This is a genomic window from Pseudomonas sp. B15(2017) (genome assembly GCF_002113215.1).
In the GTDB taxonomy this organism is placed as follows: Bacteria; Pseudomonadota; Gammaproteobacteria; order Pseudomonadales; family Pseudomonadaceae; genus Aquipseudomonas.
Map to the genome: position 1 here is coordinate 98,236 of NZ_NEJZ01000007.1, position 14,688 is coordinate 112,923.

13 protein-coding genes are annotated in these 14,688 nt (G+C 61.3%); 2 read left to right on the forward strand and 11 right to left on the reverse strand.

The window, feature by feature from the left end:
- Positions 1–78: 78 nt before the first annotated feature.
- The 4 genes from creD to CAF73_RS12620 all read right to left on the reverse strand — a co-directional run bounded on the left by creD (position 79) and on the right by CAF73_RS12620 (position 4,363).
- A complete protein-coding gene (gene creD, locus CAF73_RS12605; RefSeq protein ID WP_085702859.1) occupies positions 79–1,449 on the reverse strand; it encodes a cell envelope integrity protein CreD in 1,371 nt (456 codons plus the stop codon).
- A gap of 82 nt (positions 1,450–1,531) precedes the next feature.
- On the reverse strand, positions 1,532–2,947 hold the full coding sequence (creC, locus tag CAF73_RS12610; protein WP_085702860.1) for a two-component system sensor histidine kinase CreC: 1,416 nt from the start codon (positions 2,945–2,947) through the stop codon (positions 1,532–1,534).
- Positions 2,947–3,627 (reverse strand): two-component system response regulator CreB, encoded by a 681-nt coding sequence (gene creB / locus CAF73_RS12615; RefSeq protein ID WP_085702861.1) that lies wholly within the window; start codon positions 3,625–3,627, stop codon positions 2,947–2,949. The genes creC and creB overlap by 1 nt, the downstream gene beginning before the upstream one ends.
- Positions 3,628–3,859: 232 nt before the next feature.
- Complete coding sequence (locus CAF73_RS12620) at positions 3,860–4,363, reverse strand: ATP-dependent zinc protease (RefSeq protein ID WP_085697759.1); 504 nt, start codon at positions 4,361–4,363, stop codon at positions 3,860–3,862.
- A gap of 238 nt (positions 4,364–4,601) precedes the next feature.
- Here CAF73_RS12620 and CAF73_RS12625 point away from each other — a divergent pair, with 238 nt between their 5' ends.
- Positions 4,602–5,489 carry an acyltransferase gene (locus CAF73_RS12625; protein WP_085697760.1) on the forward strand — a complete coding sequence of 296 codons (888 nt, stop codon included), beginning with the start codon at positions 4,602–4,604 and terminating at the stop codon, positions 5,487–5,489.
- A gap of 1 nt (position 5,490) precedes the next feature.
- On the opposite strand, the gene CAF73_RS12630 is transcribed toward CAF73_RS12625, so the two are convergent.
- Positions 5,491–6,048: a DUF2780 domain-containing protein gene (locus CAF73_RS12630; protein WP_039768021.1), complete on the reverse strand. Its 558-nt coding sequence runs from the start codon at positions 6,046–6,048 to the stop codon at positions 5,491–5,493.
- A 583-nt stretch (positions 6,049–6,631) separates the two neighbouring features.
- On the opposite strand from CAF73_RS12630, the gene CAF73_RS12640 reads away from it, so the two are divergent.
- Positions 6,632–6,847 (forward strand): cold-shock protein, encoded by a 216-nt coding sequence (locus CAF73_RS12640; protein WP_085688552.1) that lies wholly within the window; start codon positions 6,632–6,634, stop codon positions 6,845–6,847.
- 72 nt (positions 6,848–6,919) lie between these two features.
- On the opposite strand, the gene fdhA is transcribed toward CAF73_RS12640, so the two are convergent.
- From fdhA to CAF73_RS12670, 6 genes are all read right to left on the reverse strand, one after another.
- Positions 6,920–8,119 (reverse strand): formaldehyde dehydrogenase, glutathione-independent, encoded by a 1,200-nt coding sequence (gene fdhA / locus CAF73_RS12645; protein ID WP_085688554.1) that lies wholly within the window; start codon positions 8,117–8,119, stop codon positions 6,920–6,922.
- A 174-nt stretch (positions 8,120–8,293) separates the two neighbouring features.
- Complete coding sequence (gene purU / locus CAF73_RS12650) at positions 8,294–9,151, reverse strand: formyltetrahydrofolate deformylase (protein WP_085688556.1); 858 nt, start codon at positions 9,149–9,151, stop codon at positions 8,294–8,296.
- Positions 9,152–9,284: 133 nt separating this feature from the next.
- Positions 9,285–9,917 (reverse strand): sarcosine oxidase subunit gamma, encoded by a 633-nt coding sequence (locus tag CAF73_RS12655; RefSeq protein WP_085702862.1) that lies wholly within the window; start codon positions 9,915–9,917, stop codon positions 9,285–9,287.
- Positions 9,918–10,064: 147 nt separating this feature from the next.
- The gene (locus CAF73_RS12660) at positions 10,065–13,082 is read right to left on the reverse strand and encodes a sarcosine oxidase subunit alpha (protein WP_085654007.1); all 3,018 of its coding nucleotides are present in this window, start codon (positions 13,080–13,082) and stop codon (positions 10,065–10,067) included.
- Positions 13,079–13,408 carry a sarcosine oxidase subunit delta gene (locus CAF73_RS12665; RefSeq protein WP_011336273.1) on the reverse strand — a complete coding sequence of 110 codons (330 nt, stop codon included), beginning with the start codon at positions 13,406–13,408 and terminating at the stop codon, positions 13,079–13,081. Before CAF73_RS12665 ends, CAF73_RS12660 begins: the two co-directional genes overlap by 4 nt.
- Positions 13,409–13,422: 14 nt before the next feature.
- Entirely contained in the window at positions 13,423–14,673 is a 1,251-nt protein-coding gene (locus CAF73_RS12670; RefSeq protein WP_085688558.1) for a sarcosine oxidase subunit beta, read from the reverse strand.
- Positions 14,674–14,688: the final 15 nt, after the last annotated feature.

A 14,688-nucleotide genomic window follows, 5' to 3' on the forward strand; every position in this document is an offset into this window, starting at 1 on the left:
CAACTGGCAGAAACCCGATAATCAGCGTCATTAACACCTCGGCCTCCCGCTGCTCCTCACGCAACCCCACGAACCGGCTCATTGCACCGCTCCGATATCGAATTCCAGCGGTTTGGCCGGTTTCTGCCCGATCCCGTACCAGTCCAGATTGCGGGTCAGCACCATGAACACACCGAGCAGACCGAACAGCAGCAACGAGCCCATCAGCAGCGCGTAATCCTCGGCACTCAGCAGGCCATAGAGCAAGCCGTACAACGCCGCCAACCCCGCCGAAAAACTCAAGCCATGCCGCACGCTGCGCAGTACGTGGCAGACATAGAAGCCGATCAACAACACACAACCGCTGGCCGACAACAGATACGCCAGGGCAAATCCGATGTGCTCGGACAACGACAGCAACAACAGATAAAAGAACGCCAGCGCCACCCCCACCAGCGCGTATTGCACCGGGTGCACCGCCAGGCTTTTCAGCACTTCGAACAGGAAGAAACCGGCGAACGTCAGGACGATGAACAACAGCGCATATTTGATCGCCCGGTCACTCTTCAGATATTGATCCACCGGATCGATGAAGCTCACGCCGAAACTGCGCCCGTTGAACGCCTCGCAATCATTGCCCGACACGCAACGGCTCATCGCTTCTTGCAAATTGGTGGAGAAAAACGAGGTCTGCCAGTCAGCGGTAAAACCCTGATCGTTGATCTCGCGCTTGGCCGGCAGGAAGTTACCGATGAAGCTTGGGTGCGGCCAGTTGGCAGCGAGGTTAACCCGGCTGGTCTTGCCCACCGGCAGCACCTGCAACGAGCCGGTGCCTTGCAGGCGCAGGTCGAAGCCGAAGGCCAGTTCCGTGGTCTTGCCGGTGTCCAGCGCCGGCAGCGTCACTCGCACCCCCTCGCCCAGCCAGCCGACCTGAGTGCCGGGCACGAAGTCCAGGCGTTGCGCACCCAGTTCCAGCTTCAGCGCGTTTTCGATCCCGCGAATGTCGCTGATGCCGACCGCCAGGAATGGCGCATCGAAGGTGTAATCGACGAAGTCTTCCTTGATCCCCAACTGTGCCGGCAGCGAGAAATGCCCGCTGATGCGGTTGTCGGCATGGAACAGCCGCGCCTCATAAATGCCCCGGGCGCGCAGCTCGGTCTGCACCTGGCCGTCGAGCTCAAAACGCTCCGGCAGGAAATACAGGCGCCCACGTTCTTCGCCGATTTCCTGGTATCGCTCGTCGCTCTTCTCTTTGGTCTTCCAGGTGCGCACCACTTTGCGATACGGCACAACCATCACCGGCCCGCTGAGTTGCTGGCTGTAGCTCGAGCTTCTGGCGATGTCTTCCAGCACACCGTCACGCAGTTGCTGGCGATCATCGATGATGCCGTCGATCATCAGCAGCGGCACCAGCAACACCAGGATCAGCAGGGCAATGGCCCCGAGTTTTATCGTCAGACTTTTGTTCATGGGACTCTCCCTGTTTCGATGGGCAGAGTCTGCAAAGGGGATGTGGGGGTTTTGTGGGAGGAATGTGGAGTTTGTGTGGAGACTACAACTGCAGAACGACTTCCACCCCGCCTTCAACGTTGCCGATGCGCAGCGAACCACCGTGCAACTTGACCACCTCTTCGACGAAGTTGAGCCCGAGACCGGTGCTTTTACGTCCGCTGTCCGGACGGGGCAAAGAGTAGAAGCGCTCGCTCAAGCGGGGTAAGGCATAGTCGGGAATCGGCGTGGTTTCGTTGAACAGTCGAAGCACGACCTGCTCGCCAACCCGCTCGGCACTGAAGCGCAGCGAACCGTTTTGCGGCGTGAAATCCAGCGCGTTTTCCAGCAGATTGGCCAGCGCCTGACGCAGCAGAAACGGCTCGCCGATCAACGCCAGATCCGGCGCGATGGTTTGCTCGATCCGCAGTTGCCGGCCTTCGATACGCGCCATTTGTGCCTGTAGCAACTCATTCACCAGCGCCGCCAACGGCACGGCGACGCGCTCCTCAAGGCCCTGCCGCTGCTCGACCTGGGCAAGGTTCAGCAGGCGTTCGATCAACTGCTGCATGCGGGCACTTTCATTGTCGATATTGCCGACGAAACGCAGGCGCTGATCCGTCGGCATCTCGCCCTGCAACAACTCGGCGGCACCGCGAATCGCCGCCAGCGGGCTCTTCAATTCATGGGTCAGGGTGTGCACATAGCGTTCGACGTAGGCCTTGCCTTCGAGCTGGATGCGCATCTGTTCCACGGCGGTCGCCAACTGCTCCAGCTCGCCACCGCGATAGTGCGGCACCGCCACCCGACGGCCCTCGCTCACCGCCTGGGCGTACACGGTCAAGCGGTGCAGCGCGCGGCTCAGCCACCACGACAGCCCGGCGCCCAACAGCAGGCCGAGGCCGATCAACCCAGCGCCGTAACCGAGCAAACGCCGTTCCGTGCGATCGACATAGGGTTGCAGTGAACTGTTGGGTTTGGCCACGGTGACCACGCCGATGATCGCGCCGTTGTCGCGGATCGGTGCGCCGACGTGCATCACTGAAGAGTTCGGGTCATTCGGGTCGCTGCGGCTGGAGCGTGCGCCGTACTCGCCGCGCAGGGTCAGGTAGACGTCGTTCCAGCGCGAGTAGTCCTGACCGACGGCCAGACCACTGGAGTCCAGCACCACAATGCCCTTGGCGTCGGTGACGTAGATGCGGTGGTTGACCTGGTTCTTCGCCAGGCCCCAGATTGTCGCCTTCGGCTGGCGCTCACCATAGGCGCGGAGCAATTCGGGCCAGCGGTTCTGATTGAGCGTGCCGGCCTTGAAATCGTCCCGCAGGATTTCCGCCATCAGGTTGGCGGTATCGACCAGGGTTTCTTCGGTGGACTGGCGCACGCCGGGGCGGATTTCTTCCATCACGGTGTTGAGCACGAAATACCCGGTCAGGCCGATGAACAGCACGTACACCAGGAAAATCCGCAGCCCCAGCGACATCAGCTGTGCCCCGGGCTGTAGCTGTAACCGAGGCCGCGATGGGTCTGGATCGGCTCGGCCTCGGCGCGCACCAGACGCAATTTGGCGCGCACGCTTTTGATATGGCTGTCGATGCTGCGCTCGTAACCGGCATCCGCCGCCACGCCCAGCGCATCAAGCAGTTGCTCGCGGCTGAACACCCGCTCGGGCTGTTCGAGCAGGCATTGCAGCAGGCGGAATTCGTGGCGGGTCAGGCTCAGGGGTTGGCCGCGATAGCTGATCTGTACGCGCTCGGGATCGATGCGAAACACTCCCGACCAGGCATCAGCTGGCGGACGTGGCGCCATGCGTTTGAGAATCGCCCGGACCCGGGCCGCCACTTCACGTGGGCTGAACGGCTTGACCACGTAATCGTCGGCGCCGATCTCCAGCCCCACCACGCGATCGATTTCGGCGTTGCGCGCGCTGAGAAACAGCACCGGCACTTCACTGAAACGACGCAACTGCTTGCAGGTTTCAAAGCCGCTGATGTCCGGCAGACCGATGTCGAGGATGATCAGATCCGCCGGGGTCTGGCGCTGATGCTCCAGCGCCGCCGCACCCAGATTCAGCCAGGTCGTGGTGAAGCCCTCGCCCTGCAAGGCAAAAATCAGCGTGTCGGCAATCGCCGCTTCGTCTTCGACAATCAGGATATGAGGCATGGCGTCCGAGCCTGTGGGTTAAGTGCGCGAACGGTGCCCCAAGCCCGGCGTTACGTCAATGAGACCACCAGCGTCGCGTCTCACAAATGCGTTCCTTTTTTGACGAGTGGCTGTTGTCGTCAGGCAAGGCGCCGCGACGAGTCATAGCCCGCTATGGCGAGGAGCGGCAACGCAGCATGACGGCAACAGACACCGTCAAAAAGGAACAGCATTTGCGAGACACGACGCTCGATCAGCAATCAGGTTTGTCCGCCGTGAAGCGCCGCGCCGGGTTCACCGCCGCGCCAAACTCACGCAGAGCCTTGGCGCCGATCAGCAACGGGTAGTTGAAGTTGCTGCGGTCGGTCAGGTTGACCTCCACGGTACGCTTGATGTCGCCCAGGCACAGCTCCAGATCGACCACCGGGCGCTTGGCCACTTCGGTGCTTTCGCCCTCGTCTTCTTCATCCGAGCGGCTCTTGATCTTGCTGATCCGCGCGACCTTGTGTTCGTACACCTTGTTGCTCGCGTCCTTGGTGGCCAGGCGGAAACGCACCCAGTCTTCGCCGTCGCGTTTGAACGTCTCGATGTCCTTGGCCGACAGCGAGGCGGTCAGCGCGCCGGTGTCCATCTTGGCCTTGAGCACTTCACCGCCGATTTCCGGCAGCGCGATGTATTCGTAACGACCGTACAGGGTCGGCTCGGCGGCGAGAACCGGCAGGGCTACGAGGGAAAGCAATGCAAGGAGGGATTTCACGTAAGGGGCTTCCTTGGGAAATGGGGGCGTCAGACGCGAGATTTTAGACCGTTGTTTACTTGATCGTTCCCACGCTCCGCGTGGGAATGCATCAGGTGACGCTCCGCGTCACAGGGACGCAGAGCGTGGGGACGATCAGGCTAACGCGCCAAAGGTGAAACATTCGTCACCGGACGATTTGGCCTGCTGGCCGAAGCCACTTATCATGGCGCGCCCATCCGTTTTCCAAGAGTTGCTTATGCGCCGCTTGCTCACCGGCTGTCTCGTCACCCTGCTGCTGTTGTCCAACACCCTCGTGCTCTTCGGCCCGCTGATGGTGTTCGCCCTGCTCAAGCTGGTCCTGCCGGGGCGCTTTCGCGACTACGCCTCGTGGGCGGTGATGTGGATCGCCGAAACCTGGGCAGAAATCGACAAGCTGATCTTTCGCCTGTGCATCCCCACCCAATGGGACATTCGCGGCGGCGAAGACCTGCGCAGCGACACTTCCTACCTGGTGATCAGCAACCATCAGTCCTGGGTCGATATTCCGGCGCTGATCCAGACCCTCAACCGGCGCACGCCGTTCTTCAAGTTCTTCCTCAAGAAAGAACTGATCTGGGTACCGTTCCTGGGCCTGGCCTGGTGGGCGCTGGATTACCCGTTCATGAAGCGCTACACCAAGGCGTTCCTGGCGAAGAACCCGGAGCTGGCCGGCAAGGATCTGGAAATCACCAAGGCTGCGTGCGAGCTGTTCAAGCGCCAGCCGGTGACGGTGGTGAATTATCTGGAAGGCACGCGTTACACGGCTGCCAAAAGCACTCAGCAGCAGTCACCGTTCAGCCACCTGCTCAAGCCCAAGGCGGGCGGCGTGGCGTTCGTACTGGCGGCGATGGGCGAACAGCTGGACGCGATTCTCGATGTGACCGTGGTTTATCCACAGCAGAAGATTCCGGGGTTCTGGGACCTGATCAGCGGCAACGTGCCGCGCGTGATCATCGACATCCAGACCCGCGAGCTGGATCCGGCCTTGTGGCAGGGCGATTACGAAAACGATCCGGTGTTTCGCGAGAAGGTCCAGAACTGGGTCAATCAGCTCTGGACCCTCAAGGATCAGCGCATCAACGAACTCAAGGACGAGCGCCGCTGAGTCAACCGTTGGTGCCGGTGCCCCAGATGCTGCCCAGGCTTTGCAGCAACGAACCACCGACACCCTGCTGACCAAGGTATTGCAGGAGGATCGGGGCAAACTGGCCGACCATCCCGCTGTCCATGCCCAACGCACCGAAGGCGTTGTTCAGGTCATTGGTGTCTTTGACGTTGCCCAGCGCATTTTCCAGCCCGGCTGACTTGCCGGACGAGCCGAGCAAGCCGCTCAACGCCGCCAGACTGCCAGCGCCGCCCGACAATTGGTCGATACCGGGCACTTCCTTGGCCAGTTCGGAATAATCAGTGCTGCTCAATTGGTTCTTCGCCAGGCCCAACATGGCACTGGTGCCACCCACGGCTTGTTGGGGCGTCAGGTCCAGCGCGCTCAGCGCACTCAACAAGCCAGCGGTTTCCGAGGTCGGCGCTGCGGTTGCAGCCTTGTCCCCGCCCTGCATGCCCGATACCACGCCGGCCACGTCGTTCAAACTGAAACCGGCAAACACCGGTCCTGCCGCCAGGGTCAGGAGCGATGCCAGGGCAAAACCGCGTGAAATCTTCATTCAGACATCCTCTTGTGGCGTGAAGATCGCCCGGATACTGGCGATCAAACTGCCGGTTTGACCGGGTAGGCGGCAGCATGTTCCGGCGTGCAACTGGATATTCACATCCTGTTTGTGAAGGAAGCGTGACGCGCTTTCAGCCGAAGGACCGACCCTTTATTTCTCACCTTCATAAAAAGGCGGGCGTTGATGCCGAAAGGATTTCTTTACCTGTCAGATATGACAGTTACCGAGTCATCGGAACTGGAATACGGTGAAGTGGCATCAATGATTCGGAAACAGCGAGGGTCAGGCGCCAGCCATTTGAATGGGAGATACGGCGATGGAAAAGCAATGCGTAGAGCGCAATGAAATACCAGACTCAAAAGTCTCGCCGATCATCTTCTGCATCGACCGGGGCCATCCGGACTTCAAACATATCAAAGCGGGGCGAAAGGTCACTTATGACCTTGTGCAAAGTGATAAAGGCCAGTTTTATGCAATCAACATCCGACTGGCTCAAGACGAGGACGTAGCCAGACCGGCTCGGTTCTCTAAGCTTTTGTAACGCGTCAATCAATCAAACGAAGCGGGAAGCACGAACATGTCAGATGAAAGAGTGAAAGGAACCGTCAAATGGTTCAATGATGAAAAAGGGTTCGGATTCATTACCCCACAAGGTGGAGGCGATGACCTTTTTGTCCATTTCAAAGCGATCCAGAGTGACGGCTTCAAAAGCCTTAAAGAAGGGCAGTCCGTGAGTTTCGTTGCAAGAAAAGGACAGAAGGGAATGCAGGCAGAAGAGGTTCGGCCGGAATAAAACACCCGAAGCTTTTCGTCTTCCAATAAAAAACGGCGACCCGAGGTCGCCGTTTTTTTATTGCCTCATCGCTTACGCCGCACTGAACAACTTGTGCGGATCAATCACAAACTTCTTAGGTACACCCGCATCGAATTCGCCGTAGCCTTCCGGCGCCTGGTCGAGGCTGATGACCTGCACGCCCACCACTTCGGCGATGTTGATGCGGTCCCACATGATCGCCTGCATCAGCTGGCGGTTGTACTTCATCACCGGGGTCTGGCCAGTGTGGAAGCTGTGGGATTTCGCCCAGCCTAGGCCGAAGCGGATGCTCAGGCTGCCCATTTTCGCGGCGGCATCGACAGCGCCCGGATCTTCGGTCACGTACAGGCCCGGAATACCGATCTTGCCGGCGACACGCACCACGCCCATCAGCGAGTTGAGCACCGTGGCCGGGGCTTCGGATTTGACGCCGTCGTGACCATGGCCGCGAGCTTCGAAGCCGACGCAGTCCACCGCGCAATCCACTTCAGGCTCGCCCAGCAATGCAGCGATCTGTTCGTGCAACGGGGTGTCTTTCGACAGGTCAACAATCTCGAAACCCTGAGCCTTGGCGTGGGCCAGGCGGATGGTATTGACGTCTCCGACGATCACCACCGCCGCGCCGAGCAAACGGGCGGAGGCGGCTGCGGCCAGACCGACCGGACCTGCACCCGCGATGTAAACGGTGCTGCCCGGACCAACGCCGGCGGTAACGGCGCCGTGGTAACCGGTCGGCAGAATGTCGGAGAGGCAGGTCAGGTCACGGATTTTCTCCATGGCCTTGTCGCGGTCCGGCAGTTTCAGCAGGTTGAAGTCGGCGTACGGCACCAGCACGTATTCGGCCTGGCCGCCGGTCCAGTCGCCCATGTCGACGTAACCGTAGGCACCGCCGGCGCGGGCCGGGTTGACGGTCAGGCAGACGCCGGTGTGTTGCTCCTTGCAGGAACGGCAGCGCCCGCAAGCCACGTTGAACGGAACGGACACCAGGTCGCCGATTTTCAGGTTTTCGACGTCGCTGCCCTTCTCGATCACTTCACCGGTGATCTCGTGCCCCAGCACCAGACCGACCTGGGCGGTAGTACGGCCGCGCACCATGTGCTGGTCGGATCCGCAAATATTGGTTGAAACCACACGCAGGATGACGCCGTGCTCGATCTTCCTGCCGCGCGGGTCCTGCATTTTCGGATAGTCGATTTTCTGTACTTCGACCTTGCCAGCGCCGAGATACACCACACCACGATTGCCAGACATGCTTTCACCTCGCTGTTGTTTTTATGGAACCGCGCCGCCCAGGCAGGCAGCGCGTTAAGTGCTCGGGTACAGATGCTGATTCTTGTGTTGCCTGTTATGGCCTCATCGCCAGCAAGCTCGCTCCCACAGGGGTACGCATTCCAATGTGGGAGCGAGCTTGCTCGCGAAAGCGATCTAGAGAACGACCGTGCGATTGGCGTTCAAAAACACCCTCCGCTCAATGTGATACCCCACCGCCCGGGCCAAGGTCAGGCCTTCGATATCACGCCCCTTGGCGATCAGGTCTTCGGGGTAATGACTGTGATCCACCGCCTCGACGCCCTGGGCGATGATCGGCCCCTCGTCGAGGTCGTTGTTAATGTAATGCGCCGTGGCGCCCACCAGTTTCACGCCCTTGTTGTAGGCCTGGTGATACGGCTTGGCGCCCTTGAAGCCCGGCAGCAGCGAGTGGTGAATGTTGATCGCCTTGCCATCGAGCTTGCGGCACAGCTCCGGTGACAGCACCTGCATGTAGCGGGCGAGAATCACCAGTTCAGCGCCGGCCTCCTCGATCACCTGCCACACCTGCCGTTCCTGGGCGGGTTTGTCGTTGGGGTCGAGGGGGAAATGGTAGTAGGGAATCTGGTGCCAGTCGGCCAGCGGCTTGAGGTCCGGGTGGTTGGAGACCACCGCCGCCACATCCATCGACAACTGGCCGATGCGCTGGCGGTAGAGCAAGTCGTTGAGGCAGTGATCGGCCTTGGAAACCATGATCACCACTTTTGGCCGGTAGTTCGGCGCGGTCAGCTCGAAGATCATGCCGAACGCCTGACCGCGTTCGGCGAGGCCGGCGCGGAAGGATTGCTCGTCGAAGCCTTCGGGCTGACGGAATTCCACCCGAATGAAGAACCGGCCCGAAAGCCGGTCATCGAACGAGTGGTGCTCGGTGACGTAACAGCCCTGCTCGAACAGAAAACGCGTCACCGCGTCCACGGTGCCGAGAACGCTGGGGCAGTCGGCGGTCAGAATCCATGTATCCGGGGCGCGGCTCATCGTTTTCTCCTGGGTCTGGCCTCTGATCGTTCCCATTGCTCTGCGTGGGAATGCCGCAATGGACGCTCTGCGTCCGTTCTTGGGACGCGGAGCGTCCCGGGATGCATTCCCACGCAAAGCGTGGGAACGATCATTACGCCTGAACGCTTAGGCCGTATTCGGCAGACGCATCCTGCAACCACAACCACCAGTAATCCGAGAAGCTGCGACGGATCAGCAGTTCCCAGGTGTCTTCGGCGGTGTGGCGAATCATCAGCTGCGACTTGGCGAACACCGTGCCAACGGCCTTGCCGACCGGGAAGTTGTTCGGGTGCACGTCGTAGCTGGTGGATTTCATCAGCACCTGACGCACGTTCGGGCCGCTCAGTTCGAGTATTTGCTGCCCGCCGCTGACGTTGACGATTGCGATGTGCAGATCGCCCAGCGCTTCGCGCAGTTTCTGCTCGGCGGCGAATTCTTCACCGCTCGGCACGATCAGCAGCCACTCATCCGGCCCCATCCATTGCAGGCTGGTTTCGCCTTTGACGATCACGCTCAGGGCGCCCGGCAATTCGATGCCCAGCGCTTTGTGCACGCCGGCAGCGAACGCGACATCGTGACCGTCGCCACGGATGGTCAGATGGCCGAGGAGTTTCTTCTCGCGCACGGTCACGCCGGCGGTCTTGCGGCCCTTGCCGACCAGGCTGGCGAGGTCGGCGTGATGCAGCGACGACTCGGCCTTGGCCCCGTTGGTCGGGCGTTGTTGGTAAACGTTGGCTGCGGTCATAAAGCACCTATTCTTTTGTTTGATCGTTCCCACGCTCTGCGTGGGAATGCCGCCATGGACGCTCTGCGTCCGCTCTTGGGACGCGGAGCGTCCCGGGATGCATTCCCACGCAGACGGTTCGACGCCTCGACGTGGGAACGATCAGTGTCAAATGTTCTGGCGATCGCCTTTCGGATCGAAGAACACCGAAGAAACGATTTCCGCCTCGATCACGCTGCCGTCCGCCAGCGGTGCGAACACCCGCTCGCCCATGCGCTTCAGACCGCCCTTCACCACGCCCATGGCAAACGAATAGCCGAGGGAGTTGTGCGCGTAGCTGGAGGTCACGTGGCCGACCATGGTCATCGGGATCGACTGCTTGGTGTTGAACACCAGCTGTGCACCTTCCGGCAGCCACACGTTCGGATCGATCGGCTTCAGGCCCACCAGTTGTTTACGCTGGTCACGCACGCAGTCTTCACGGTTCATGCCGCGCTGGCCGATCCACGAGAACGGCTTGGTGCGACCGACACACCAACCCATGTTCAGGTCGTCCGGGGTCATCGAGCCGTCGGTGTCCTGGCCGACGATGATGAAGCCCTTCTCGGCCCGCAGCACGTGCATGGTCTCGGTGCCATACGGGGTCAGGTTGTACTGCTTGCCCGCCTCGACGATTTTTTCCAGCACGCCCATCGCGTAGTCGGCCTGGACGTTGACTTCGTACGACAGCTCACCGGTGAACGAGATGCGGAACACCCGTGCCGGCACACCGCCGACCAGACCTTCTTTCCAGGTCATGAACGGGAACGCTTCGTTGGCCAGATCGATGTCGGTCACGGCGCTGAGCAGCTTGCGGCTGTTCGGGCCGGACAGGGTCATGGTCGCCCAGTGGTCGGTGACGGAGGTGAAATAAACCTTCAGGTCCGGCCATTCGGTCTGGTGGTACAGCTCCAGCCACTGCAGGACGCGAGCCGCGCCGCCGGTGGTGGTGGTCATGACGAAATGGTTGTCGGCCAGACACGCCGTCACACCGTCGTCGAAGACCATGCCGTCTTCCTTGCACATCAGGCCGTAACGGGCCTTGCCCACGTCGAGCTTGGTCCAGGCGTTGGTGTACACGCGGTTGAGGAACTCGCGGGCGTCCGGGCCCTGGATGTCGATCTTGCCCAGGGTCGAGGCGTCCAGCAGGCCAACGCTGTCGCGCACAGCCTTGCATTCGCGTTTGACCGCGGCATGCATGTCTTCGCCGTTTTTCGGGAAGTACCACGGACGTTTCCACTGACCGACGTCTTCGAACTCGGCGCCGTTTTTCAGGTGCCATTGATGCAGCGCGGTGTAGCGCACCGGTTCGAAGATGTGCCCGCAGTGACGGCCGGCTACCGCGCCGAATGTCACCGGCGTGTAGTTCGGACGGAACATCGTGGTGCCCATCTGCGGGATGGTCACGTTCAGCGAACGGGCGGCAATCGCCAGGCCGTTGACGTTGCCGAGCTTGCCCTGATCGGTGCCGAAGCCCAGCGCGGTGTAGCGTTTGACGTGCTCGACCGATTCGAAACCTTCGCGGGTCGCCAGTTCGATGGCGGCGGCGGTCACGTCGTTCTGCAGGTCGACGAATTGCTTCGGCGCCCGGGAAGTACCTTTCTCGTGCGGCACCTGGAACAGCGCCAGGGTGGGTTCTTCGAGACGGCTCAGGGCTTTCGGCAACACGGCTTCAACGGTCTGGAAACCGGCTTCGGACGCAGCGCGCACGCCGCCTTCAAAACCGTCAGCCAGCGAATCGCCAAGACCGTAGACGCCGTTGATGCCACCGACGCACACGCGTTTTTGCGGTGCTTCGCCCGGTACGAAACCGAGGATGTCTTCGCGCCAGATCGGCTTGCCGCCAAGGTGCGACGCCAGGTGAACCACCGGGCTGTAACCGCCGGAGCTGGCGATCAGGTCGCAGTCGAGCCATTCGCCCGGGCTGGTGACCTTGTGGCCTTTGACATCGATCGCCGCCACGCGGGCAGCGGTGACGTGCTTGCTGCCACGGGCCTCGATCACGGCGCTGCCGGTGAGGATGCGAATGCCTTTGGCGCGCGCTTCTTCCACCAGTGCACCACGCGGATTGCTGCGCGCGTCGGCGATGGCGACCACTTGCAGGCTGGCGTCGAGCCAGTCCAGCGCCACCCGATAGGCGTGATCGTTGTTGGTCGACAGCACCAGCTTTTTGCCCGGTGCCACGCCGTAACGGCGCACGTAGGTCGACACTGCGCCGGCGAGCATGTTGCCCGGCACGTCGTTGTTGCCGTAGACCAGCGGACGCTCGTGAGCGCCGGTCGCCAGCACCACACGCTTGGCGCGGACGCGGTGAATGCGCTGACGCACCTGGCCGATCGGAGCACGGTCACCGAGGTGATCGGTGAGGCGTTCGTGAATGGTCAGGAAGTTGTGGTCGTGGTAACCGTTGACCGTGGCGCGCGGCAACAGCAGCACGTCCGGAGTGTTCTTCAATTCAGCGATGACACTGGCCACCCACTCCATCGCAGGCTTGCCGTCGAGGCTTTCGCGGGAGTCGAGCAGGCTGCCGCCGAACTCTTCCTGTTCATCGGCGATGATCACCCGCGCACCGCTGCGCGCAGCCGCCAGCGCAGCGGCCAGACCGGCCGGGCCGGCGCCGACGATCAGCACGTCGCAGTGCTGGTTCATGTAGTCGTAGGTGTCCGGATCGACCTCGGTCGGCGAGCGACCTAAACCTGCAGCCTTGCGGATGTACTTCTCGTAAGTCATCCAGAACGATTGCGGATACATGAAGGTTTTGTAGTAGAAACCCGGTGGCATCAGCTTGCCGCCGACCTTGCCGAGAATCCCCATCATGTCGTTGTTGACGCTCGGCCAGCCGTTGGTGCTGGTGGCGACCAGGCCCTGGTACAACGCCTGTTGCGTGGCGCGCACATTGGGAATCTGGGTGGCTTCGGTTGCGCCGATCTGCAGCACCGCGTTCGGCTCTTCGGCACCGGCGGCGAAGATGCCGCGTGGACGCGAATACTTGAAGCTGCGGCCAATGATGTCGACGCCGTTGGCCAGCAGGGCTGCGGCCAGCGAGTCGCCTTCGAAACCTTTGTAGGTCTGGCCGTTGAAGGTGAAGCTCAGCACTTTGTTGCGGTCGATCCGTCCACCGTTGGACAGGCGATTGGTCTGGCTCATACCTTCTCTCCCAGCGCCGTCGTGGCTGTTTTCGCAGTGTCAGCCTTGTCGGTGAATTGCGGCTTGGTGCCGATCTTGTAGGTTTCGAGAATCTCGTAGGTCACGGTGTCGCGGGTGACGTTGAAGTACTGGCGGCAACCGGCGACGTGATCCCACAACTCGTGGTGCAGACCGCGAGGGTTGTCACGGAAGAACATGTAGTCGCCCCACTCCTCGTCGGTGCAGCTGTTCGGATCCAGCGGACGCGGAATGTGCGCCTGGCCGGATGCATGGAATTCCTCTTCGGAGCGCAGTTCGCCGCAGTGAGGACAGAAGATATGCAACATGGGGATTTCTCCTGTTAGTGGGCGACAGCCGCAGCGCCGTGTTCATCGATCAACGCACCGCTGTGGAAACGGTCGATGGAGAAAGGTGCGGCCAGCGGGTGCATTTCACCCTTGGCCAGACTCGCGGCAAACACGTTGCCCGAACCCGGTGTGGCCTTGAAGCCGCCGGTGCCCCAACCGCAGTTGAAGAACATGTTCGGCACCGGGGTTTTCGAAATGATCGGGCAGGCGTCCGGCGTGGTGTCGACGATGCCGCCCCATTGACGGTTCATGCGCACCCGCGACAGCACCGGGAACATCTCGACGATGGCCTGGATGGTGTGCTCGATCACCGGGTACGAACCGCGCTGGCCGTAGCCGTTGTAGCCGTCGATACCGGCGCCGATCACCAGGTCGCCCTTGTCGGACTGGCTGATGTAACCGTGCACGGCGTTGGACATGATCACGCTGTCGATGATCGGTTTGATCGGCTCGGACACCAGCGCCTGCAACGGGTGGGATTCGATCGGCAGACGGAAACCGGCGAGTTTGGCCATGTGCCCGGAGTTACCGGCGGTCACCACGCCGACGCGCTTGGCGCCGATGAAACCCTTGTTGGTTTCAACGCCGATGCACACGCCGTTTTCCTTGCGGAAACCGATCACTTCGGTCTGCTGGATCAGGTCCACGCCCAAGGCGTCGGCGGCACGGGCAAAGCCCCACGCCACGGCATCGTGACGGGCCACGCCGCCGCGACGCTGAACGGTTGCGCCCATCACCGGGTAGCGGGTGTTTTTCGAGCAGTCGAGGTACGGAATTTCGTCCGCGACTTGCTTGGCGTTGAGCAGTTCGCCGTCCACGCCGTTGAGGCGGTTGGCGCTGACCCGACGCTCGGAATCACGGATGTCCTGCAGGGTGTGGCACAGGTTGTAGACGCCGCGCTGGGAGAACATCACGTTGTAGTTCAGGTCTTGCGAAAGGCCTTCCCACAGTTTCATCGCGTGTTCGTACAGGTGCGCCGATTCGTCCCACAGGTAGTTGGAGCGGACGATGGTGGTGTTGCGCGCGGTGTTACCGCCGCCCAGCCAACCCTTCTCGACCACGGCCACGTTGGTGATGCCGTGTTCTTTGGCCAGATAGTAGGCCGTCGCCAGACCGTGCCCGCCGCCGCCGACAATGACCACGTCGTAGACCTTTTTCGGGGTCGGCGTGCGCCACATACGCTGCCAGTTTTCGTGGTGGCTGAGGGAGTGTTTGAAGAGGCCGAAGCCCGAATAGCGTTGCATAGTCATGTACTCCAG